This is a genomic window from Faecalibacterium sp. Marseille-P9590 (assembly GCF_017377665.1).
Classification (GTDB): Bacteria; Bacillota; Clostridia; order Oscillospirales; family Ruminococcaceae; genus Faecalibacterium.
This window is the reverse complement of the sequence record NZ_JAFREF010000001.1, coordinates 298,058-318,374: the sequence shown is the minus strand read 5'-3', so window position 1 is coordinate 318,374 and position 20,317 is coordinate 298,058. Positions and strand designations below refer to the sequence as shown.

Annotated in this window: 17 protein-coding genes; 13 read left to right on the top strand and 4 right to left on the bottom strand. The window is 59.9% G+C overall.

Annotated features, from left to right (window positions below):
* The first annotated feature begins 213 nt into the window (after positions 1-213).
* A complete protein-coding gene (locus J3349_RS01560; RefSeq protein WP_207676219.1) occupies positions 214-1,974 on the top strand; it encodes a bifunctional UDP-sugar hydrolase/5'-nucleotidase in 1,761 nt (586 codons plus the stop codon).
* 70 nt (positions 1,975-2,044) lie between these two features.
* Here the strand turns inward: J3349_RS01560 and J3349_RS01555 are convergent, their stop codons facing one another.
* On the bottom strand, positions 2,045-3,208 hold the full coding sequence (locus J3349_RS01555) for a cation:proton antiporter (protein ID WP_207676218.1): 1,164 nt from the start codon (positions 3,206-3,208) through the stop codon (positions 2,045-2,047).
* Between the two features lie 402 nt (positions 3,209-3,610).
* Here J3349_RS01555 and rpsF point away from each other — a divergent pair, with 402 nt between their 5' ends.
* The 3 genes from rpsF to rpsR are packed head-to-tail and all read left to right on the top strand — an operon-like array spanning position 3,611 to position 4,716.
* The gene (gene rpsF, locus J3349_RS01550) at positions 3,611-3,895 is read left to right on the top strand and encodes a 30S ribosomal protein S6 (RefSeq protein WP_015563883.1); all 285 of its coding nucleotides are present in this window, start codon (positions 3,611-3,613) and stop codon (positions 3,893-3,895) included.
* Positions 3,896-3,925: 30 nt separating this feature from the next.
* Entirely contained in the window at positions 3,926-4,408 is a 483-nt protein-coding gene (locus J3349_RS01545) for a single-stranded DNA-binding protein (RefSeq protein WP_015563884.1), read from the top strand.
* Positions 4,409-4,458: 50 nt separating this feature from the next.
* Positions 4,459-4,716: a 30S ribosomal protein S18 gene (gene rpsR / locus J3349_RS01540; RefSeq protein ID WP_015563885.1), complete on the top strand. Its 258-nt coding sequence runs from the start codon at positions 4,459-4,461 to the stop codon at positions 4,714-4,716.
* Between the two features lie 448 nt (positions 4,717-5,164).
* Here the strand turns inward: rpsR and J3349_RS01535 are convergent, their stop codons facing one another.
* Positions 5,165-6,040, bottom strand: a complete 876-nt coding sequence (locus J3349_RS01535) for a UTP--glucose-1-phosphate uridylyltransferase (RefSeq protein WP_207676217.1) — start codon at positions 6,038-6,040, stop codon at positions 5,165-5,167.
* 129 nt (positions 6,041-6,169) lie between these two features.
* Positions 6,170-7,132 carry an RING finger protein gene (locus tag J3349_RS01530; protein WP_207676216.1) on the bottom strand — a complete coding sequence of 321 codons (963 nt, stop codon included), beginning with the start codon at positions 7,130-7,132 and terminating at the stop codon, positions 6,170-6,172.
* Between the two features lie 433 nt (positions 7,133-7,565).
* Here J3349_RS01530 and prfB point away from each other — a divergent pair, with 433 nt between their 5' ends.
* Positions 7,566-8,687: a peptide chain release factor 2 gene (gene prfB, locus J3349_RS01525; protein WP_207676215.1), complete on the top strand. Its 1,122-nt coding sequence runs from the start codon at positions 7,566-7,568 to the stop codon at positions 8,685-8,687.
* Between the two features lie 56 nt (positions 8,688-8,743).
* On the opposite strand, the gene J3349_RS01520 is transcribed toward prfB, so the two are convergent.
* Complete coding sequence (locus tag J3349_RS01520; protein WP_242699451.1) at positions 8,744-9,310, bottom strand: DUF1836 domain-containing protein; 567 nt, start codon at positions 9,308-9,310, stop codon at positions 8,744-8,746.
* 141 nt (positions 9,311-9,451) lie between these two features.
* On the opposite strand from J3349_RS01520, the gene J3349_RS01515 reads away from it, so the two are divergent.
* From J3349_RS01515 to J3349_RS01480, 8 genes are all read left to right on the top strand, one after another.
* Complete coding sequence (locus J3349_RS01515; protein WP_207676214.1) at positions 9,452-10,288, top strand: DegV family protein; 837 nt, start codon at positions 9,452-9,454, stop codon at positions 10,286-10,288.
* A 74-nt stretch (positions 10,289-10,362) separates the two neighbouring features.
* Positions 10,363-11,901, top strand: a complete 1,539-nt coding sequence (gene cls, locus J3349_RS01510; protein WP_207676213.1) for a cardiolipin synthase — start codon at positions 10,363-10,365, stop codon at positions 11,899-11,901.
* A 280-nt stretch (positions 11,902-12,181) separates the two neighbouring features.
* Positions 12,182-13,222, top strand: a complete 1,041-nt coding sequence (locus J3349_RS01505) for a hypothetical protein (protein ID WP_207676212.1) — start codon at positions 12,182-12,184, stop codon at positions 13,220-13,222.
* A gap of 239 nt (positions 13,223-13,461) precedes the next feature.
* Positions 13,462-14,301 carry an amino acid ABC transporter substrate-binding protein gene (locus J3349_RS01500; protein ID WP_207676211.1) on the top strand — a complete coding sequence of 280 codons (840 nt, stop codon included), beginning with the start codon at positions 13,462-13,464 and terminating at the stop codon, positions 14,299-14,301.
* Between the two features lie 39 nt (positions 14,302-14,340).
* A complete protein-coding gene (locus J3349_RS01495; RefSeq protein WP_158397221.1) occupies positions 14,341-14,988 on the top strand; it encodes an amino acid ABC transporter permease in 648 nt (215 codons plus the stop codon).
* A gap of 15 nt (positions 14,989-15,003) precedes the next feature.
* Positions 15,004-15,786, top strand: a complete 783-nt coding sequence (locus J3349_RS01490; RefSeq protein ID WP_207676210.1) for an amino acid ABC transporter ATP-binding protein — start codon at positions 15,004-15,006, stop codon at positions 15,784-15,786.
* 164 nt (positions 15,787-15,950) lie between these two features.
* Positions 15,951-17,798 (top strand): hypothetical protein, encoded by a 1,848-nt coding sequence (locus J3349_RS01485; RefSeq protein WP_207676209.1) that lies wholly within the window; start codon positions 15,951-15,953, stop codon positions 17,796-17,798.
* A 25-nt stretch (positions 17,799-17,823) separates the two neighbouring features.
* Positions 17,824-20,187 carry a hypothetical protein gene (locus tag J3349_RS01480; protein ID WP_207676208.1) on the top strand — a complete coding sequence of 788 codons (2,364 nt, stop codon included), beginning with the start codon at positions 17,824-17,826 and terminating at the stop codon, positions 20,185-20,187.
* Positions 20,188-20,317 lie beyond the last annotated feature (130 nt).

The window sequence follows — 20,317 nt, the reverse complement described above, 5'->3', positions numbered from 1 at the left end:
GCCTGAGGCAGGAAACAGCACCCGGCCTTTTGTGCTGATTTGCGCGAGATTTCATAAAAAGTCGTACTCATAAAGAAAACTATTATGCAGGATGACTATCTTTGTGCTTGCTCTTTCGGCGGTTCTGTGGTAAGCTTAAAACAAAGAATGCGGCACAGCGGAAGAGAGGCTGTGCTGTAAAAATTGGTCTGGAACATAAAGGAGGTCCTTTTTGTGAAACACTTTATTTCTCGCCGCAATTTCCTGAAGGCTGCCGGTGTCACCGCCGCTGCCTCCGCTATGGCTGCTGCCGTTCCTCAGGCTTCGGCCGGTTTCCTGACGGGCAAGGATGCCGCTGTCACCATCCTGTACACCAACGATGTCCACACCTACATCGACAACAAGTCTCCCAAACTGACCTATGCCGCTATCGCTGCCATGAAGCAGGGCTATGTGGATGAGGGCAAGCCCGTCCTGCTGGTGGACGCAGGCGACCATATTCAGGGTACTGCCTACGGCTCCATGGACGACGGCGCTACCATCATCGAGTTGATGAACGAGGCTGGTTACGACATCGCTACTCTGGGCAACCACGAGTTCGACTACGGCATGGCCCGCGCAAAGGCCATCATCAAGGAAGCGGACTTCCCCTATGTCTCCTGCAACTGGGTGGACCTGCGCACCGGCCTGCGCGTCCTGCCCGCTGTCAAGCTGTTCCCCGCAGGCGGCAAGTGGATCGCATTCGTGGGCATCACGACCCCCGAGTCCTTCACCAAGTCCACTCCTGCTTACTTCATGAACGCCAAGCAGACCAAGTACATCTACGACATCCTGGGCGGTGACGACGGCAGGAAGCTGTACGACGCCGTCCAGAAGGCCATCGACAAGGCCAAGACCCTGGGCGCAGACATCATCATCGGTCTGGGCCATCTGGGCGTTGACCCGTCCTCCTCTCCCTGGACCAGTGAGGAAGTCATTGCCAACACCACCGGTTTTGACGCCTTCATCGACGGCCACTCTCACACCGTCATGGAGAACAAACAGGTCTACGATGCAGCTGGCAAGGCTGTCACCCTGACCCAGACCGGCTCTTATCTGGCAAACGTCGGTAAGATGACCATCGCCGAGGACGGCGCGATCACCACCGAGCTCATCTCCACCGCTGATGTCTCCGACGCCGCTGTGGCCGCTACCGCAGAAGCCTGGATCAACGACGTGGACGCTATGCTGGGCGAGCAGATCGCGACCACTGACATCAATTTCTACATCAACGACCCCGCTACCGGCAAGCGCCGCATCCGTATGGGCGAGACCAACCTCGGCGACTTCGTGGCCGACGGCATCTATACTTACTTCAATGAGGTCGAGCAGCTGGACTGTGACATCGCTATGATGAACGGCGGCGGCATCCGCACCGATGTGGACGCCGGCAAGTGGACCTTCAAGACCTGCAAGCAGGTCAGCCCCTTCGGCAATGTGGCCTGCCTGATGTCTGTTACCGGCAAGCAGATCCAGGATGCTCTGGAGTTCGGCGCCCGTTTCGTCGGCCCGGAGGGCAAGGAGAACGGCGGTTTCCTGCATGTTGCCGGTGCGACCTACGAGATCCACACCGACATCCCCAACACCGTCCTCACCGACGACAAGAATGTCTGGATGGGCAGCGCCACCGGCACGCCCCGCGTCCAGAACGTGCGCATCTACAACAAGAAGACCGGCACTTACGAGCCGCTGGACCTGAACCGCACCTATGCGCTGGCCGGCATGAACTACACCCTCCGCAACCTGGGCGATGGCTTCGCCATGTTCGACGGCGCAGAGCTCATCAAGGACTATGTCTCTGAGGACTACCTCGTCATGTCCACTTACGCCATGATCTTCGACGCTGTGAACGATATGCCTGTTCTGAGCAGTGCCAACAGCCCGCTGGCAAGCTATCCGGGCTACCTGCTGAACTACGAGAACCCGTATGGCGCAGGCCGCATTCAGGTGGTCTGAGTTTTAGCAGAAAACCGATAAGATGACGAAAGCCCCCTCTTCCATTCGGAAGAGGGGGCTTTCTGATGACTTATGCTTTTGTAAACAGCCCCTTCAGTGCCAGCGGCGTCACGATAGAGGACACGACGATGAGCAGGATGACGGCGGTGAAGTAGACGGGGTCCACCACACCGACCCCGAGGCCCTTCTGGGCCACGATGAGGGCCACTTCGCCGCGGGTCATCATGCCGACGCCCACTTTGAGGGAGTCGCCCCAGTTGAACCGGCAGAGCTTCGCAGCCAGACCGCAGCCGATGATCTTGGTGAGCAGGGCGACGATCACGAAGCAGGCACTGAACAGCAGGATGGTGGGTGTCAGGCCGCTGATGTCGGTCTTCAGGCCGATACTGGCGAAGAAGACGGGGGCGAAGAGGGTGTAGCTGCTGATGTCCACCCGGCGCTCGATGTAGGGCGCATCTTCGAGGGAACAGAGCACGATGCCGGCAATGTAAGCACCCGTGATGTCTGCGATGCCGAAGTACTGCTCCGCGATGTAGGCCATCGCAAAGCAGAAGGCGAGGCTGACGATGGTGATGCGCTGGGTGTGGGGGTTGCGATGGTCCAGCCAGAGCATGGCCTTGTGGATGATGAGGCCGATGACGATGGCGGCCGCGAAGAAGAGGATGGTGTCCATCAGCACCTCCACGAGGCTGGTGTCCGCGCCGCCGCTGGCACCCAGCACACAGGTGAGCACCACGATGCCGATGACGTCATCAATGACGGCGGCGCTGACGATGGTGGTGCCGAGGAAACTCTTGAGCTTGCCCAGTTCCTGCAGGGTGGCGACGGTGATGGAGACGCTGGTAGCCGTCATGATGGTGCCGATGAAGAGCGCCCGATAAAACTCCGGGCTGCCCAGCGCTGAAAAGCCATAGAACAGGCTGTAGAGCAGGGTGCCGCCCGCCAGAGGCACCGCCACGCCTACGCAGGCGATGAGGGTGGCGATGGGGCCTGCCCGCATCAGCTCCTGCAGGTTGGTGCCGAGGCCGGTGGTGAACATCAGCAGCACGACGCCTATCTCAGCAAAAATGGCGATGGAGTCGCTGGGCTGCACGAGACCTAGCAGACAGGGACCGATGACAAGACCTGCGATGATCTCGCCCACCACCTGCGGCGCCCGGCATTTGCGGGCGAGCAGCGCGAAGAACTTGGCGCTGATGAGGATGAGGGCGAGATTCCGAAAGATGGAATACATAGGCGATCCTTCCTTTGACGTTAGCAATCGTCCTGCTCCCCCGTAAGCCCTGCCATGCGCCGCGCACAAAGACAGAAGGGGAGAAGAACATCTTTTATTATAGTCCATCTTTCGGCGAAATGCAAAGGAAAACTGGCTTGGAAATGACTAAGGATGCCATATAAGAGAGATATGACGGATATACTGGAAAAGCATAAAAAGAATGATGAGGGAGATTTTGCTGTCATGCGCTCAAAAATACGAAAAAAATCCTGCGGGAGGGCTTGACAATTTTTGCGGGGCTTGCTATAATAAGTTGCTGTCTGAACAGACACGCCGCACAGTCCGCGCGACGCCGCGCTGGCTGTGTACCCTTGGCCTCATATTCTTGAGGCCCTTAAGTCCAAAAGGAGGTGCTACAAAATGGCAAAGTACGAAACCATGCTGATTACCAGCGCTGCTCTCGACGAGGAGGCTTCTTCCGCTCTCATCGGTAAGTTCAAGTCCCTGATCGAGGCTAACGGTACCATCGATTCCATCGATGAGTGGGGCAAGCGCCGTCTGGCCTACCCCATCAACGATGAGGAGGAAGGCGTCTACACCGTGATCAACTTCACTGCTGACCCCAGCTTCCCCGCTGAGCTCGACCGTGTGTACAAGATCACTGAGGGCGTTATGCGCAGCCTGATCGTTGCCCACGAGGAGTAATCTTTTCGTGACGAAAAAGGAGTCCGTATTATGTTGAATGTTGTAGCGATCATGGGCCGTCTCGTGGCGGATCCCGAGCTTCGCACCACCCAGAGCGGCACCAATGTGTGCAGCTTCCGCATTGCGTGTGACCGCAACTTTGCCCGTCAGGGCGAGCAGCGTCAGGCCGATTTCATCGACATCGTCGCATGGCGCCAGCAGGCAGAGTTCGTCTCCAAGTATTTCCAGAAGGGCAGTCTGATCGCCATCGAAGGCAGTCTCCAGACCCGCCAGTATCAGGACAAGAACGGAAACAACCGCACCGCTGTGGAGGTCGTGGCAAACAACGTCAACTTTGCTGGCTCCAAATCGAATGGCAGCAATCAGGGCGGCGGCAGCTATCAGAATGCTGCTCCGTCCTACCAGAACGCAGCTCCTGCCCGTCCGGCTGCTGTGGAGGCAGCTCCCAGCTATTCTGCCGGCAATGCAGATGACTTCGCCGTCATCGACGACAGCGACGACCTGCCGTTCTGATTCCCGAACCGGTGTTTTAACCGTAAAAATCCAACAGGAGGTAATAAGCAATGGCTTTTGAAAGAACCGAAGGCTCTCGCCCCGCACGCCCCATGCGTCGCGGCCGCAAGAAGGTTTGCAGCTTCTGTGTCGATCGCATCGACACCATCGATTACAAGGACGTTCCCCGTCTGCGTAAGTACGTCTCTGAGCGTGCAAAGATCATTCCCCGCCGTGTCACCGGCACCTGCGCTTTCCATCAGCGCGCACTGACCGTGGCTATCAAGCGTGCTCGTCACGTTGCTCTGATGCCCTACGTCAGCGACTAATCTGAGATAATCAACCCAATCAAAATAATCAGCAATCAGCAAAGCGCCCTCACCGATGACAAGGTGAGGGCGCTTTTTGGTTTGCTTTAGAGAGTTGATCTCTTCGCCAGAGGCTCCCCTACTAGGGGAGCTGGCGAGGAGCTTGCGACGAGACTGAAAGGTTGTACGAAGGACAGCCTGACCGTGAGCCGCTGCGGGACAAAACCTCTCCGTCATCGCTGCGCGATGCCACCGCCCGGGTTGCGGCACCCAGCGTTTGCTTCGCTGTCGCTTGCATCCTGCTGGCCGCTGCCCCAACAACTCCTCCCTGTTTCCGCCGCTGGCGGCGGTCGTCGCCGTTGCTCCTAACGAGAGGAGGCCTTGGCATTCCGCAAGGTTATCATCTCCAAATAGCAAAAAGCACCCGACACCTCAATGAGATGCCGGGCGTTGCTTTTTATGCGGTTATTTACAGCGTCTTGCAGAACTCTTTCAGGTAGGCGCGGAACGCCCCGCCGATCTCGGGGTGCTGCAGGGCCAGCTCCACCTGTGCCTCAGCGACTTTGAGCTTGTTGCCCATGTCGTAGTGCTTGCCGGTGAACTCCACAGCCGTCATACCGCCGTAGCTGCGGGCATACTCGGCCATGGCGTCGGTCAGCTGGATCTCGCCGCCGGCACCGGGCTTGGTCCTGGCGAGGATGTCATAGATCTCCGGGGTCAGCAGCACACGGCCCAGAATGGAGTAGTTGCTGAACTCCTGACCCTTCTTGGGCTTCTCGATCATGTCGTCCACAAAGAAGTAGTTGTCGTGGATGGGGGTAGTCTTGAGGCTGCAATAACGGCTCACGTCGGCCCAAGGCACGGCGGACACACCGGCAGCCGGGCGGCCAAACTCTTCGTAGGCACGGATGAGCTGAGCGCAGACCGGGTCTTCGCCCCAGATGACGTCGTCACCATAGATGACCACAAAGGGGTCGTCGCCGGTGAAGGGCTTAGCCATGCTGACAGCGTGGCCGAGGCCGAGGGTCTGCTGCTGGCGGACGAAGAAGATGTTGGCCAGATTGGAGATGCCGAGGCACTCTTCCAGCATCTTCTCCTTGCCGGGAGCAGCAAGTTTTGCTTCCAGCTCGGGGCTGCGGTCAAAGTGGTCCTGGATGATGTCCTGATTGCGGCTCACGATGATAAGGATGTCGGTGATACCGGAGCGGACAGCCTCCTCCACCAGATACTGGATGGCGGGTTTGTCCACGAGGGGGAGCATTCCTTTGGGCATCGCCTTGGTGGCGGGCAGCACGCGGGTGCCAAGACCAGCGGCGGGGATGACTGCCTTGGTGACTTTTTTCATGGTTCAAACTCCTTCACATTTATAGCAATTCAACTTTTTAATGCAACAGCGTTGAATTGCATATCGCAAATATGCTGTTTGGATGTTGCACTAATTTATTGACTTGCGATAGATTCACGGCTGGGTGTATCAGCCATAGAAAGCGTTGAGGATGGCCTGCAGATCCGGGCCGAGCAGCAGGGTGAACGCACTGCCGCAGACACTCAGGAGCAGGACACAGAGAAAGACCGCGCCGAAGCTGACGCCGCCCTGGGCGCGGAGCACGGCCTGACGCTGCTGGGCATCGGGGAACTCAGACTGGATGCGGCGGATGTGGTCGGCGGCGCTCTTGCGGTAGAGCCACTTGCCGTACATACCGCGCACCAGCATCAGCACGAAGCTGAGGACAGAGCAGATGCGGGCAAATACCGTCAGAGCCGAAGCGCTCATGGCCGGGGCGAGGGCGCTGCCGGAGAGCTGCAGCATCTCGATAAAGGTGGGCGCTGCCAGCAGAAGTTCAGCGGCCAGAAAGCCAAAGGCCGGCTTCCACGCCTTGCGATAGAAGAAGTAGAAGGGACCGAACAGCAGAGCCGAAAAGCTCATGGATACCTTGCTCTTCTGGAGCTGCATCCGGCTGTAAGCGGCGAGGTAAGCGGGAGCGGCGGGGCCGATATAGTCCAGCCAGTCCTGACGGTCGATGCCGTCCATCTTGGCCTCTTTGCCGAAGGCGTCCTCAAAAAACTCCTTCTCCGGGTCAGCGGAAGTGCCGAACTGACGGTACATCTGGGAGTAGTCGAAAGTCTCTTCACCGCTGCCGCGGGAAGAAGGAGGCTCCTGCCCCTCGGGGGGCAGCACAGCACCGCAGCAGCGGCACGTTTCCTCGTCCCGCAGGGTGCGCTCGCCGCAGGACGGACAGGTGCGGAGCTGGCTCTCCTCGTAGGGGAACTTCCACTCGTAGCCGGCGGCGTGGGCGGGGCGGTGGATGCACTGGCCCAGCTTCTCGTAGCAGACGCGGTGATAAGGCGCGCCGCAGTCGGGGCAGACCACGATGTCATCCTGAAGTGTGAGGGGCTTGCCGCAGCCCTCACACGGACAGCCATAGTATTTTGGCATAACATCCTCCAATGAATATGGTAGTTTATCAGTATTATACACTTAAAATGCGGAAAAGAAAAGGCGAAAATCTTCAAAATTCCAGCACAATGGTATTTTTTCCTCTTTACTTTATCATGGATTCTGGGTATACTAATGAAGTATCTGTGTATAAACTGTATCTTTTAGGAGTAAATCTCTCCGTCATTGGCCGAGTCCTCGGGCAGGCTTTCCTTCGTACAACCTCTCCGTCACGCCTACGGCGTGCCACCTCCCCTGGTAGGGGAGGCTTTGGCAGTCCCCGCAAAGTGAACGGTTTCGCCAGAGGCTCCCCTACTAGGGGAGCTGTCGAGCGCTAACGAGACTGAGAGGTTGTACTAAGACGGGCCTGCCCGTGTGCGTGGCTGATGATGAAGAGGCTGCTCCTGTTCTTTGAGACGAGAGGAATAAAACGATGATCACCACTGATGAACTGAAAGTACAGCTGGCTGAATACCACACCGCTGTAAAGGACTTGGAGGAAGCGCTGGCCATCGACGCTTCCCGCAAGCGCGTGCAGGAGCTGGAGCACACCATGTCCCGCCCCGGCTTCTACGACGACGCTGAGCTGAGCAAGAAGGTCTTCGACGAGGTGGGCGACCTGAAGGGCAAGCTGACCCGCTTCGAGAAGCTGCAGGGCCTGTACGATGACGCAGAGACCATGCTGGTCATGCTGGACGAGGAGTACGACCCCGAGATGGTGCCGGAGGCCGAAGAGGCCGTCAACGCCGTGGGCAAGGCTGTGGACGAGCTGCAGCTGATGACCATGCTGAACGGTGAGTACGACCACAGCAACGCCATCCTGACCTTCCACGCAGGCACCGGCGGCACCGAGGCACAGGACTGGGCCGAGATGCTCTACCGTATGTACAACAAGTGGGCGCAGGCTCACGGCATGACCGTCGAGGTCCTGGACTATCAGGACGGCGACGAGGCCGGCATGAAGAGTGCTTCCATGATGGTCAAGGGTGCCAACGCCTACGGCCTGCTCAAGAGCGAGAACGGCGTCCACCGTCTGGTGCGCGTCTCTCCCTTTGACGCCAACGCCCGCCGTCAGACCAGCTTTGCTTCGCTGGAAGTCATGCCCGAGCTGGACAACACCATCCAGGTGGACATCCGCCCCGAGGACATCGAGATGCAGGTCTACCGCTCCTCCGGTGCAGGCGGCCAGCACATCAACAAGACTTCTTCCGCTGTCCGACTCATCCATAAGCCCACCGGCATCGTGGTCAGCTGCCAGACCCAGCGCAGCCAGTTCCAGAACCGCGACTACGCGATGGAAATGCTGAAGGCAAAGCTGTACCAGATCGCCAAGCAGCAGCACATGGATAAGATCGACGACATCAAGGGCGTCCAGAACGAGATCGCATGGGGCCACCAGATCCGCTCCTACGTCTTCATGCCCTACACGATGGTCAAGGACCACCGCACCAACTATGAGACCGGCAACGTGGACGCTGTCATGGACGGCGACCTCGACGGCTTCATTTTCGCTTACCTCAAGGCCGCAAGCCGTGGTGAGCTGCAGGATGCCTAAAATCAGAGCATAATAAAACGTCTGTACTTCGTTTGGAGGTACAGACGTTTTTTCTTTTATTCGAGGTCGCCGAGTATCCCCGGCCAGAGGGCTTCCTCCTGCCGCATGGCGACGAAGCAGCAGTCGAGGTACATCTTGTTTACGGCGGCGATGATGGTACCGCGCAGCAGACGCTTTTCGTCGTCAGCATCCGGGTCGAGGTCGCAGATGGTGGTGCTGGCCCGGAAGATGTAGGGCAGGCAGTTCTCTACCTCGTCGCAGAAGTAGTCGTAGGCTTCGGCGGCGGTGCAGTGAGCCCGCTGCATCTGGAAGAGGGTGTCGATGTTTTCCAGCGAGAGGACGTTTTTGGACAATACGATATAGATGAGAGAAGCCAGCTGTTCGCGGGAATACTTCTTTTTGACGGGGTGGGAGATGACTCCTTTCTTGACGTAGTTGCTCACCATGGAGGGGGTGAGCTCCACCCCGGGGAAGCCCCGGAAGCAGCCATTGACGAGCTGCACGGTCTGGTCGAGATACAGCCCCACAGAGGGCAGCTCCCGGTAGCGCGGCAGGGAAAACCCGGCGGCGCAGGCCGTGACACGGCGTTTCATTTCCTGATTCATGGTGGTAGTATAGCGCATTTTTGAGTCGGGGTCAACCGTTTATGAAAACAATATTAAGAATTTTGCAAATCGCTTGACAGGTTTTTGAAAAACTGATATAGTGGACTCACCGAATGTAAAAAATGCGGCGGACACCCGCCGGAATGGAGATAGATGGATATGAAACGAATCGTTGTGGACTCTTCCGCCAGCCTGTATGCGCTGGACGGCGTGGATTTTGCGGCTGTGCCTCTGAAGATCGTGACCGACGAGAGGGAATACCTCGACGACGGCACGCTGGACGCCGTGGAGATGGCGACCACCCTGCGCACTTATAAAGGAAAGACCAGCACCTCCTGCCCCAACATCGGCGACTGGCTGGAAGCCTACGAGGGCGCGGACGAGATATACGCCATCACCATCACCGGCACCCTGTCGGGCAGCTGCAACGCCGCCCAGCTGGCCGCAGAAGAGTATCAGGCAGAGCACCCGGGTGCTCAGGTCTTTGTGCTGGACAGCCTGTCTGCCGGCCCGGAACTGGTGCTGCTGGCAGAGCATATCCGTGCGCTCATCGAAGAGGGCAGGGACTTTGACGAGGTGTGCGAAGAGATGCTGCGCTACCGTCACCACACCCATCTGCTGTTCTCGCTGGAATCGCTGGCGAATCTGGCCCGGAATGGCCGGGTGAAGCCCGCTGTGGCTGCTGTAGCGCGGGTGCTCAACATCCGGGTTATCGGCAAGGCCAGCGATGTGGGCGAACTGGACGTCCTCTGCAAGACCCGCGGCGAGCACGGCGCTCTCGAGCGCATCGTGCTGGAGCTCAAAGGCCACGGCTACACGAACGGCAAGGTCATCATTGCCCACTGCGGCAACCCCGCCGCCGCCGAGCGCCTGATGCACATGGTGAAAGCTGTCTTCGAGGGCGCACAGGTGCGGGTGACCGAATGCGGCGGCCTGTGCAGCTACTACGCCGAGCTGGGCGGCCTCATGGTGGGCTTCGAGGACGCGGACGCCTGAGCTTGAAATCTCCGCATCTCTGCGCTATACTATTCCCATAAAAATGCTGCCGAAAGGCAGCGGGGGAGGCGCAGATGTTCTTTCGGCTGCCGGTCGTACGGTTCTTCAATCGTGTCATCAACAGGGCCACGGTTACAGTGGCCCTTGTTTTGCTGCAGATCGGCTGGCTGCTCTGGGCCTTCTTCTCCCTCACCGCCGGAAAGGTGTGGGTGAATGCGGGGCTGAATGTCCTCAGCCTCTTCATCACCCTCTACCTCGTGCGGAAGGACGAGAACAGCGACTATAAGATCATCTGGCTCGTCCTCATCGGCATGATGCCGCTGCTGGGCGGTGCGCTCTATCTGGCCTTCGGCAACAAGGCCCCTGCCAAGCGGATGCGCCAGCGGATGCAGGCGGTGGAGCGCCAGCACACCGCCGACCTCGCCCAGCAGCCGGGTCAGACCGACGCCCTCGACCCCGCCAGCAGGGGACTGAGCCGGTATATTTCGGAGTACGGGCCGTACCCCGCATGGAAAAACTCCACGGCAAAATATTACCCCTGCGGTGAGGCCATGTACCCTGACCTGCTGGCCGACCTCGAAAAGGCAGAGCGGTTCATCTTCCTCGAGTTCTTCATCGTCCGCACCGGCAAGATGTGGAAGGGGGTAGAGGACATCCTCGTCCGCAAGGCGGCGCAGGGGGTGGATGTCCGGCTCATCTACGACGATTTCGGCAGTCTGCTGGGTCTGCCGTCCGATTTCGTGGTGCAGATGGAGCGGGCGCATATCCGCTGCATCCCGTTCAACCCGGTGGTGCCGCTGGTGTCGCTGGTCATGAATCACCGCGACCACCGGAAGATCGTGGTCGTGGACGGAAATACAGCCTATACGGGCGGCATCAATCTGGCCGACGAGTATATCAATGAAGAAGAGCGGTTCGGCTACTGGAAGGACGCAGCCCTCCGCACCGAGGGCGCGGCAGTCTGGAACTTCACGGTGATGTTCCTCGACCACTGGAACGCCTTCCGCCCCAGCGAGGAGGATTATGCGCCCTTTATGCCTCAGGCTGAGTCCCTGTCTGCCCAGTCGGACGGAGTGATACAGCCCTACGGGGACAGCCCGCTGGACGAAGAGGCTCTGGCCGAGACGGTCTACCTGAATATCATCAATCAGGCCCAGCGGTATGTCTATATCTATACGCCCTACTTCGCGGTGGGCGAGACCATGCTGGAAGCCCTCAAGGCGGCGGCAAAGCGGGGCGTGGACGTCCGGCTGGTGCTGCCGGGCATCCCGGACAAGAAGCTCATCTTCCGGCTGACCCGCTCCTATTATGTGCCGCTGCTCCGGGCGGGGGTGCGCATCTACGAGTTCACGCCCGGCTTCCTCCACGCCAAGTGCTACGTCAGCGATGACCGCGCCGCCGTGGTGGGCAGCATCAACATGGATTACCGCAGCCTCTTCCTCCACTTTGAGTGCGGGGCGCTGCTGCTCTATAACAGTCAGGTCATTGCTCTGCGGGACGATGTGCTCCGCACCCTGCCGGAGTGCCGGGAAGTGCAGCTGGCCGACTGCCGCACCTCGCTGGCCGGGACGCTGCTGGACAGTGTGCTCCGCCTGTTGAGCCCGCTGATGTGAGCGATACTGCGGTAGAATAAGTGGCGAAGTGACAACTTAATGATATATCTACGTTATATTTTATCACTTCGCCAACTTGGCGAAGTGCTTTGACTTGGCGAACTGGTCACTTCGCCAGCTGTGCTCATTTCGCCACGGTGGCGGAGTGACATTCTCGACGATGTTTCGTTTATAATTTCTCACTTCGCCAGATAACACGTCGGTCTCAGAGCAAACGTGCATGATTGGCTCTGTGTCGGGCTATACTACTCCCAAAGAGATGAAAGGGAGCGTAACGCTTATGACACAGAGACAAAAAGCTCTTCTGAGCTGTGCCGTGGCGGCGGCACTGCTGCTGTCCGGCTGCCGCAAAGGCAACAGCAATTCCGGCAGCATGAGCAGTTCGAACGCCATGTCCGGCTCGTCCGGCAGCGCCAGCACCACCCAGACCGGCGGCTGGAAGACCGGCCTCGGCATCCTGACCGAGGCTTCCGATGAGGCCCGTACCGGCACCATCCATACCATCGCTGCCGCCGTCCTGCTGGACGGAGACGGCAAGCTGGCCGACGTGATGCTGGATGAGCTGGAAGTGGAAGTTACCGCCGACGGCAAAGGCGTCGTCACCATGCCTACCGACTACCGCACCAAGCGCCAGAAAGGGGACGACTACCCGCTGGCAGCGGCATCTTCGCTGAAAAAGGGCTGGGCCGAGCAGGCCGATGACTTCGCCGACTACCTCACCGGCATGACGCCCGAGCAGGCATCCATGCTGGAAACGGATAAGGACGGCAAGGCTGCGGACGCCGACCTGCTGTCCGGCTGCACCATCCGGGTGGATAAGTACCGCGACGCCGTGGCGAAAGCCTGCACGAATGCGTCCGCCCTCGGCGCGGCGAAGGGCGACCGGGTGAGCCTCGGCGTGGAGGCGGAGAATGCCTCTTCGGACATCACTGCCACCGACGACAAGGATGTGAACGCAGAAGTTGACCTTACCGTCGTGGCCCTGACTCTGGATGCCGATGGCCGTGTGACCAGCGCCATCGGCGACATGGCAGAGCCTGCGCTGACCATCGCGGCAGACGGCGGCGTCACCGCCCCGGACACCGTCCGCTCCAAGCTTGAGCTGGGCGACAGCTACGGGATGCGGAATGCATCCAGCCTCGGCAAGGAGTGGTACGAGCACAGCGAGGGCTATTGCAGCTACCTCAAGGGCAAGACTGAGAAAGAGGTGGCGGACATCCCTGCCGACGGCTCGGACGCCGACCTCGCGGCCCTCTGCACAATCTCCATCGACGCCCTGCAAAAGGCCGCAGGGGATGCGTTTGAGAATGCGTCATTATAAATTGAACGGAAAGTCTGACCGTCACCGTGAGGTGGCGGTTTTCTTTTTGTCCTTTGTACAAATACACCGAAAACCCGATCGGAAAGGGGCGGTCTGCGGGCAAAACGCGAAAAAATCGGTTTTCCTCTTGCAAAACGGGGCAAAACGCGCTATTCTATAGTCACAGTTTAACAATTTAGCATGGTAAAGCGGTAAAACGAAGCGCCGCTTCTGCTGAAACTGAGGGAGGAAATTACAACATGAAACGTCTGGTATCTGCTTTTCTGGCCGGTGCGATGGCACTGAGCCTTGCCGCCTGCGGCGGTTCTGCATCCACTTCTACGGCTGCTTCTTCTGCCGCCGCCTCTGCCGCCCCGGCAAGCTCCGTGGCCGCTGACAGCGACCTGGCTTACATCCAGTCCAACGGCAAGATGGTCATCGGCTACACCGTGTATGAGCCGATGAACTACACCGACGCCGACGGCAACTTCACCGGTTTCGATACCGAGCTGGCCACCGCTGTCTGTGAGAAGCTGGGTGTCGAGCCGGAGTTCGTGGAGATCAACTGGGACACCAAGGAGACCGAGCTGGCTGCAAAGAGCATCGACTGCATTTGGAACGGCCTGACCCTGACCGATGACCGCGAGGAGAACATGGCCTGCACCAAGCCCTACGTCAAGAACGCCCAGGTCGTCGTGGTGAAGGACGGCACCGACTACGCCTCCACCGCCGACCTCATCGGCAAGACCGTGGTGGCCGAGGCCGGCTCTGCTGGTGAGACCACCATCACCGAGAACGCCGACCTGTCTCAGGCTGATTTCATCTCCAAGGCTGTTCAGACCGACTGCCTGATGGAAGTCGCCGCTGGCACTGCTGACGCCGCCATCCTCGACCTGACTCTGGCTTCTGCCATGATCGGCGAGGGTACCGACTATGCAAACCTCAAGATGGTGGATGAGCTGAACGTCGAGGAGTACGGCGTGGCCTTCCGCAAGGGCAGCGACGTGGCCGAGGCTGTGGACAACGCATTCGACGAGCTGAAGGCTGACGGCACCATGCAGACTCTGGCCGACAAGTACGGCCTGACTCTGGCTGAGTAACTTACATTATAAACGGATAGGTGTAGTGATTCTGTGACTGTGATTTTGGAGCGTCTGACCGGCGCATTCGCGCTCAACTGTGAGCTGTTCTTTCTGACCCTGCTGTTCTCGCTGCCGCTGGGCCTTGTGGTGGCCTTTGGCTCCATGAGCCGGTGCGCACCGCTGCGGGGCGTCGTCAAGACCTTCGTGTGGGTCATCCGCGGTACGCCGCTGATGCTCCAGATCATCGTCATCTACCTTGGCCCCGGCCTGCTGGGCATGACCAACCCCTGGCCCTCCGGCTCTTCGGGCCGTCTGGTGGCGGCAGTGGTGGCTTTCGCCATCAACTACGCCTGCTACTTCTCTGAGATCTACCGCGGCGGCATCGAGGCTGTGCCGAAAGGCCAGACCGAGGCCGGTCAGGTGCTTGGCATGACCAAGAGCCAGATCTTCTTCAAGGTCACGCTCCTGCAGGTCGTCAAGCGCATCCTGCCCCCGATGGGCAACGAGGTCATCACGCTGGTGAAGGATACCTCGCTGGCGAATGTCATCGCCAACAAGGAGATCATCATGATGGCGAAGGAGTACAGCGCCAAGGGCCTTATCTGGCCGCTGTTCTCCACCGCGATCTTCTTCCTCGTCTTTGTCGGCGCACTCACCCTGCTGCTGGACTGGGCCGAGAAAAAGATGGACTATTTCCGCTGCTAAGGAGGATACTGAATTATGGCATTACTCGAAGCCTCTGGCATCGGGAAGAATTTCGGCGAGACGAAAGTTCTCAAGGACATCTCGCTCACACTGGAACAGGGCGAGGCGCTGGCGATCATCGGCTCGTCCGGCTCGGGCAAGACGACGCTGCTGCGCTGCCTGAATTTCCTTGAGCGTCCCGACACCGGCGTCATCAGGGTGAACGGCGAGACCATGTGGGACGCCGCCGACCCTGCCACCCAGCGGGAGAGCGAGGTGCGGAAAAAGCGTCTCCACTTCGGTCTCGTGTTCCAGAACTTCAACCTCTTCCCCCAGTACACCGCGCTGGAAAACGTGATGCTGGCGGGGGAGCTTCTGGCGAAGGAGCAGCCCGACTACAAGGCCAACAAAAAGGCCATCCACGCCCGGCTGGAAGCACAGGCCCGTGACCTGCTGGCCCAGATGGGCCTGTCGGAGCGGGCGGGCCACTACCCCCACCAGCTCTCCGGCGGTCAGCAGCAGCGGGTGGCCATCGCCCGCGCACTGGCGCTCCACCCGGACATCCTCTGCTTCGATGAGCCCACCAGCGCCCTCGACCCGGAGCTGACCGGCGAAGTCCTCCGCGTCCTGCGGGACCTCGCCGACCGGAAGACCACCATGATCATCGTCACCCATGAGATGCACTTCGCCCGGGACGTGGCCGACCGCATCCTATTCATGGACGGCGGCGTCGTGGTGGAGGAAGGCCCGGCCCGCCAGCTCATCGACCACCCCCAGGAGGAGCGCACCAAGCAGTTTTTGGCGCACTACTCTGAATAAGACAGGCTATGGCCCTCCCAGCTCGGGAGGGCTTTTTTGCGCCATTCACGCCGAAAACACCACGATTCGCGCAGATTCTATTTACATCCTCCGGATTTTTTGGTAATCTTGTGTCAGAAAAGGCTGATTCTTCAAAAGACGAACAGACCAAAGGAGGACAGACTATGAGACTGAAGAGCGCACTCCGGCGGGGCGTGGCCGCCGCCGTCATCGCGGGCATCGTGGTAAGCTCCGGCATCCCGGCCTATGCGGCCCGGTGGGACATCGCCAACGGCGACATCACCGTGAAAGCGGGCGACGCCGAAGGAAAGAACAAGGTCTCACAGGGCGAGACCATCGACAAGGACGACACCAACACCGTCATCACCGGCGAGTCGGATAAGAACACCGTCACCATCGACACCTCCAAGGGCGACGTGGACGTCACCTTCGACGACCTGAAGATCGACGTCAGCGGCAAGAAGGAGGGGGATGGCAGCGATGACGGCCCTGTCCGGGAGAGCAAAGCCGCCGTCACCGTGCAGGGCGACCACGATGCGGCCATCGAGCTGGACGGCGACAACGAGCTGAAGAGCGGCGGCTATAATGCGGGTCTTGAGAAGAACGAACACGAGTCGAAAGGCACTCTGACCATCAAGGACGACAAGGGCAAGGACGGCTCCCTCACCGCTGAGGGCGGCGACGGCGGCGGCGCAGGCATCGGCGGGGGAAAGGAGAGCACCGGCAGCAACATCACCATCCGGGGCGGCACCATCGAGGCTGTGGGCGGGAGCAACGCGGCAGGCATCGGCGACGGAGCAGGCCGCGCGTCGGACGACACCGACGACCCGAACCCGGGAGACCTCTACATTTGCGGCGACGCCGAGGTGACGGCCAAGGCGGGAAGCCAGATGACGGACGCCAAAGCCCCGGCCATCGGCGGCAGCTACGGCGAAGTACCCACGGAGAACCTTTCTGACGAGGAACATAAGGTGACGGGAGGACGGCTGACCCGTCTGAACGCGGACGGCACCGTGATGGAGGGGATGGGCTACGACTACACCTCCACCCCCAAGCCCCAGCCGGACGACGACGAGGACGACGATGATGATGACGTCCCGCCCCCGGTGCAGGAGAACGCCCCCGAACCCCTGCCCGGCGGCATGGTGGTGGGCGGCTTCTTTTCCAGCCGGGTCACCATCCAGCGGCTGGACCCTGCTTTGGCCATTGAGAGCGCCGACCCCCTGCCCGGCGGCGTAAAGGCCGGCGACGCCGGAGAGGTCCTCACCCCGGGGGGTGTGGTGCTTATTGAGAGCGCCGCCCCCCGCTCCACCGTCACCACCGACATCTCCAGCCTCCGGGAGGACGGCGTGGAGGACATCTTCTTCCGCTATGAGGACACCATGACCCACTATAGCGTGGACAAGATGGCCGACGCGGCGGGCGAGGACGCTGACGTGGAGCTGAAGCAGAACAGGGAGGACATCAGCCTCCGGCTGGACGGCGAGACGCGGGACGACCTGTCGGAGCGCTATCAGGAGTGGGTGCCGGTGAGGATACCAGAGGTGAAGGAGCGGCTGATATTGACCCACGAACACGAAGAGGTAGAGCGAAAAACGAGTGAAGAACTCAGACGTGAACTCGACGAATTACTGAAACAAGAGCGGGAGATGGGCTTCCAATTTGCGAAAAAAAGGGACGACCGCCCGAGTTTGGAGTGGTGGCTCGAGCCTGCGAGAGAGGAAACGCCGAGAATCGGGCTTGACGAGTCCCTGAAACAGCTGGCTTCCCGATTTGAGGCCATCGCTCCCGAGGAGGATAAGCCACGGCTTTTCCTGCTGGAAACCACCGTCCCGGATGGCACAAAGTATACCAATCTGTTGGAGAGTGACCTGCGGAGCTATACCGACCTTGGTGACGACTGGGACGACCTGCCGACGCAGGGTGAGATAAAGCTCTGGCTGCCGGAGGACTTGGAGCATCTCATAAGCCCCTCAAAGGAGAGCCTGAGCCGCATCGACGGCATTGCATGATACATAGAACGAAAGGAGATGTACTATGAGACTGAAAAGCGCACTCCGGCGGGGCGTAGCCGCCGCCGTCATCGCGGGCATCGTGGTGAGTTCCGGCATCCCGGCCTATGCGAAAACATGGGACATCGCCGACGGCGACATTACGGTCAAAGGTGCGAGCGATGAAAGCGGAAACTATAACAATGTCAAGCAGGGTGAAAAGGATTTCGAGAAGGATGAGGGGGAGACCGTCATCACCGGCGAGTCGAAGGAGCATACCGTCACCATCGACACCACCAAGGGCAACGTGGACGTCACCTTCGACGACCTGAAAATTGACGTCAGCGGCAAGACCGAGGTGGATGGCAGCGGTGACAGCCCAGTCGATGCGGGCAAAGCCGCCGTCACCGTGCAGGGTGACCACGATGCCGCCATCGAGCTGGACGGCGACAACGAGCTGAAGAGCGGCGGCTACAGTGCGGGCCTCGAGAAGAATGATGAAAGGTTTGAAGAGGGCGAAACCGTCTCCGGCAAGCTGACCATCAAGGACGATAACGATACCAAAGGCGTTTTGACCGCTGAGGGCGGCGACGGCGGCGGCGCAGGCATCGGCGGAAAGCACGAAAGCGGTGCCGGAAACATCGAGATCACCGGCGGCACGATAGAGGCCGTGGGCGGCGAGGGTGCTGCCGGTATCGGCGGCGGTGTGTACGGCACGGGCCACGATATCGAAATCTCCGGCGGCAAGGTATCGGCCTCGGGCGGCAGCTACAGCGGCCCTGAAGACGATCCCCGCCCCGGTGCGGCAGGCATCGGCGACGGCGCGGGCGCGTGGTCTGAGATAGACCCGGATGCGCCGCCCAGCAACCCCAATAACATCATCATCTCCGGCGACGCCGAGGTGGAGGCCAAAGCGGGCGCAAGCACCGGCGGCAAAACTGCGGCCATCGGCGGCGGCCTGGTCGGCGAGATCCCCAATGACGCCCTCTCCAACGACGACCACAAGGTGACGGGCGGCAGTCTGACCCGCTACGACCCCGCCGGGAACAAGAAGGAGGACTACAGCTACGACCGGCGGACGCCCTCCCAGCCGGAGCAGCCAGACAAGCCGGAGCAGCCGGACAAGCCGGAACAGCCAGATGATACCGAGAACGACGACGATGACGACGAGGACGACACCCCGAACTCGCAGTCTGGCGAGGTGCCGGGCCGTGTGAAGCAGATGTACGAGGCCATCGGCGTGATCACCCATCTGGATGGCACACAGGAGCTTGGTGACGTGACCACGGCAGAGTATGACCCGGTCAACAGGGTCCTGAGCTTCGATGCCCATGGTTCGGTCTTTCGGATGACAGGCGACTCGCTGCGGGAGCTTGCAAAGGAGGTCCATGAGCTTCGCGTCCGGTTCCTTGATGGGAACGGGCAGGAAATGGAGGCGGTCATTCCGCTGGTCCGGATCAAAGATCTGGTCGGCGTGAATGGCGCATTCGAACTCGAGCTGTCCCAGGAAGGAATCGAACGATTCTATGTTATCGGGCAGACGGGATATGATAAAAAAGCATTCTCGGATGAGACCGCCCTGCGCCGAAACGGCAGGGAACTGGTCCTCGTGTACCGCGTTGGCGATGAGGAGCAGAAAGCGCAGGAGAGCGCCCGGGTGGAGGAAGCGATCGCCCGCCGTAAGCAGGAGAAAAAACAATGGGGAACTGTCCTCTCCGGTCGGGAAAGCAGCTCCCTGAGCGGACTGCCCGAGCTGACTCAGCCGGGAACGGACACCGTCGGCGGCGTGACCGACTCCATCGCAGACCCGAAGGTCACCGACATGGGCTCCATCACGGTTCGTCTGCCCGGGAAGTCCGCCTCCGACTCCACGGTGTGGAAGACAGTTACCGGTAACATCGTGAAGCTCGTGAGCGGGAAGCAGGACAGCAAGAAGGACGACCCGGCCCCCTCCGTCGGTGACCTCAGCGGCCTGACGACTCTCTCGCCGGACAGCCTCACCACGGTCCAGCAGCCGGAGACAAGCGCCCAGCAGCCGGAAGCAAGCGCCCAGCAGCCGGAGACAAGCACCCAGCAGCCGGAGACAGGCGGATGGGTAACGGACAGTCAGGGTGACTTGGTGTGGAAGCCGGGCAAGGATGACAGTCGGCCGCCGGATTTGAGAGGAAATCGGGATACAAGAAAATGGATGGGGAGCAGCGACGATTATTGGTGGGAGTGGCAGCCGGTGCAGGAGGGTGATCAGTTATATTGGAAACCAATCCTGCAGACACGGATCAGGGATCCCTTTTATGACCCCGCATATTGGAAACCAAACAAATGGGTAAGACTCCATGACTATTTTCCGTGGGATCCCTTTTATGACCCCACATATTCTGACACTGCATGGATGTACGATTATGAAGGCTGAGAGCGCGCGCTGAGAGGGAGTGCAGCAGGAGGGTCCTGCGCAGGGGCAGACCTGCCGCCCACTGCGCACAATCACCAAAAACCATCAATAGAAAATAGCAATGTTGTACGAAGAAATCTGAGAAAAACCC

What these genes read in the sequence shown, in the direction of transcription:
- J3349_RS01500 (WP_207676211.1), top strand. Translation starts at nt 13,462, where the DNA reads ATGAAACGTCTGGTATCTGCTTTTCTGGCCGGTGCGATGGCACTGAGC.
- J3349_RS01505 (WP_207676212.1), top strand. Translation starts at nt 12,182, where the DNA reads ATGACACAGAGACAAAAAGCTCTTCTGAGCTGTGCCGTGGCGGCGGCA.
- J3349_RS01535 (WP_207676217.1), bottom strand. Translation starts at nt 6,040, where the DNA reads ATGAAAAAAGTCACCAAGGCAGTCATCCCCGCCGCTGGTCTTGGCACC.
- J3349_RS01490 (WP_207676210.1), top strand. Translation starts at nt 15,004, where the DNA reads ATGGCATTACTCGAAGCCTCTGGCATCGGGAAGAATTTCGGCGAGACG.
- rpsF (WP_015563883.1), top strand. Translation starts at nt 3,611, where the DNA reads ATGGCAAAGTACGAAACCATGCTGATTACCAGCGCTGCTCTCGACGAG.
- J3349_RS01545 (WP_015563884.1), top strand. Translation starts at nt 3,926, where the DNA reads ATGTTGAATGTTGTAGCGATCATGGGCCGTCTCGTGGCGGATCCCGAG.
- J3349_RS01530 (WP_207676216.1), bottom strand. Translation starts at nt 7,132, where the DNA reads ATGCCAAAATACTATGGCTGTCCGTGTGAGGGCTGCGGCAAGCCCCTC.
- J3349_RS01485 (WP_207676209.1), top strand. Translation starts at nt 15,951, where the DNA reads ATGAGACTGAAGAGCGCACTCCGGCGGGGCGTGGCCGCCGCCGTCATC.
- cls (WP_207676213.1), top strand. Translation starts at nt 10,363, where the DNA reads ATGTTCTTTCGGCTGCCGGTCGTACGGTTCTTCAATCGTGTCATCAAC.
- prfB (WP_207676215.1), top strand. Translation starts at nt 7,566, where the DNA reads ATGATCACCACTGATGAACTGAAAGTACAGCTGGCTGAATACCACACC.
- rpsR (WP_015563885.1), top strand. Translation starts at nt 4,459, where the DNA reads ATGGCTTTTGAAAGAACCGAAGGCTCTCGCCCCGCACGCCCCATGCGT.
- J3349_RS01520 (WP_242699451.1), bottom strand. Translation starts at nt 9,310, where the DNA reads ATGCGCTATACTACCACCATGAATCAGGAAATGAAACGCCGTGTCACG.
- J3349_RS01555 (WP_207676218.1), bottom strand. Translation starts at nt 3,208, where the DNA reads ATGTATTCCATCTTTCGGAATCTCGCCCTCATCCTCATCAGCGCCAAG.
- J3349_RS01480 (WP_207676208.1), top strand. Translation starts at nt 17,824, where the DNA reads ATGAGACTGAAAAGCGCACTCCGGCGGGGCGTAGCCGCCGCCGTCATC.
- J3349_RS01515 (WP_207676214.1), top strand. Translation starts at nt 9,452, where the DNA reads ATGAAACGAATCGTTGTGGACTCTTCCGCCAGCCTGTATGCGCTGGAC.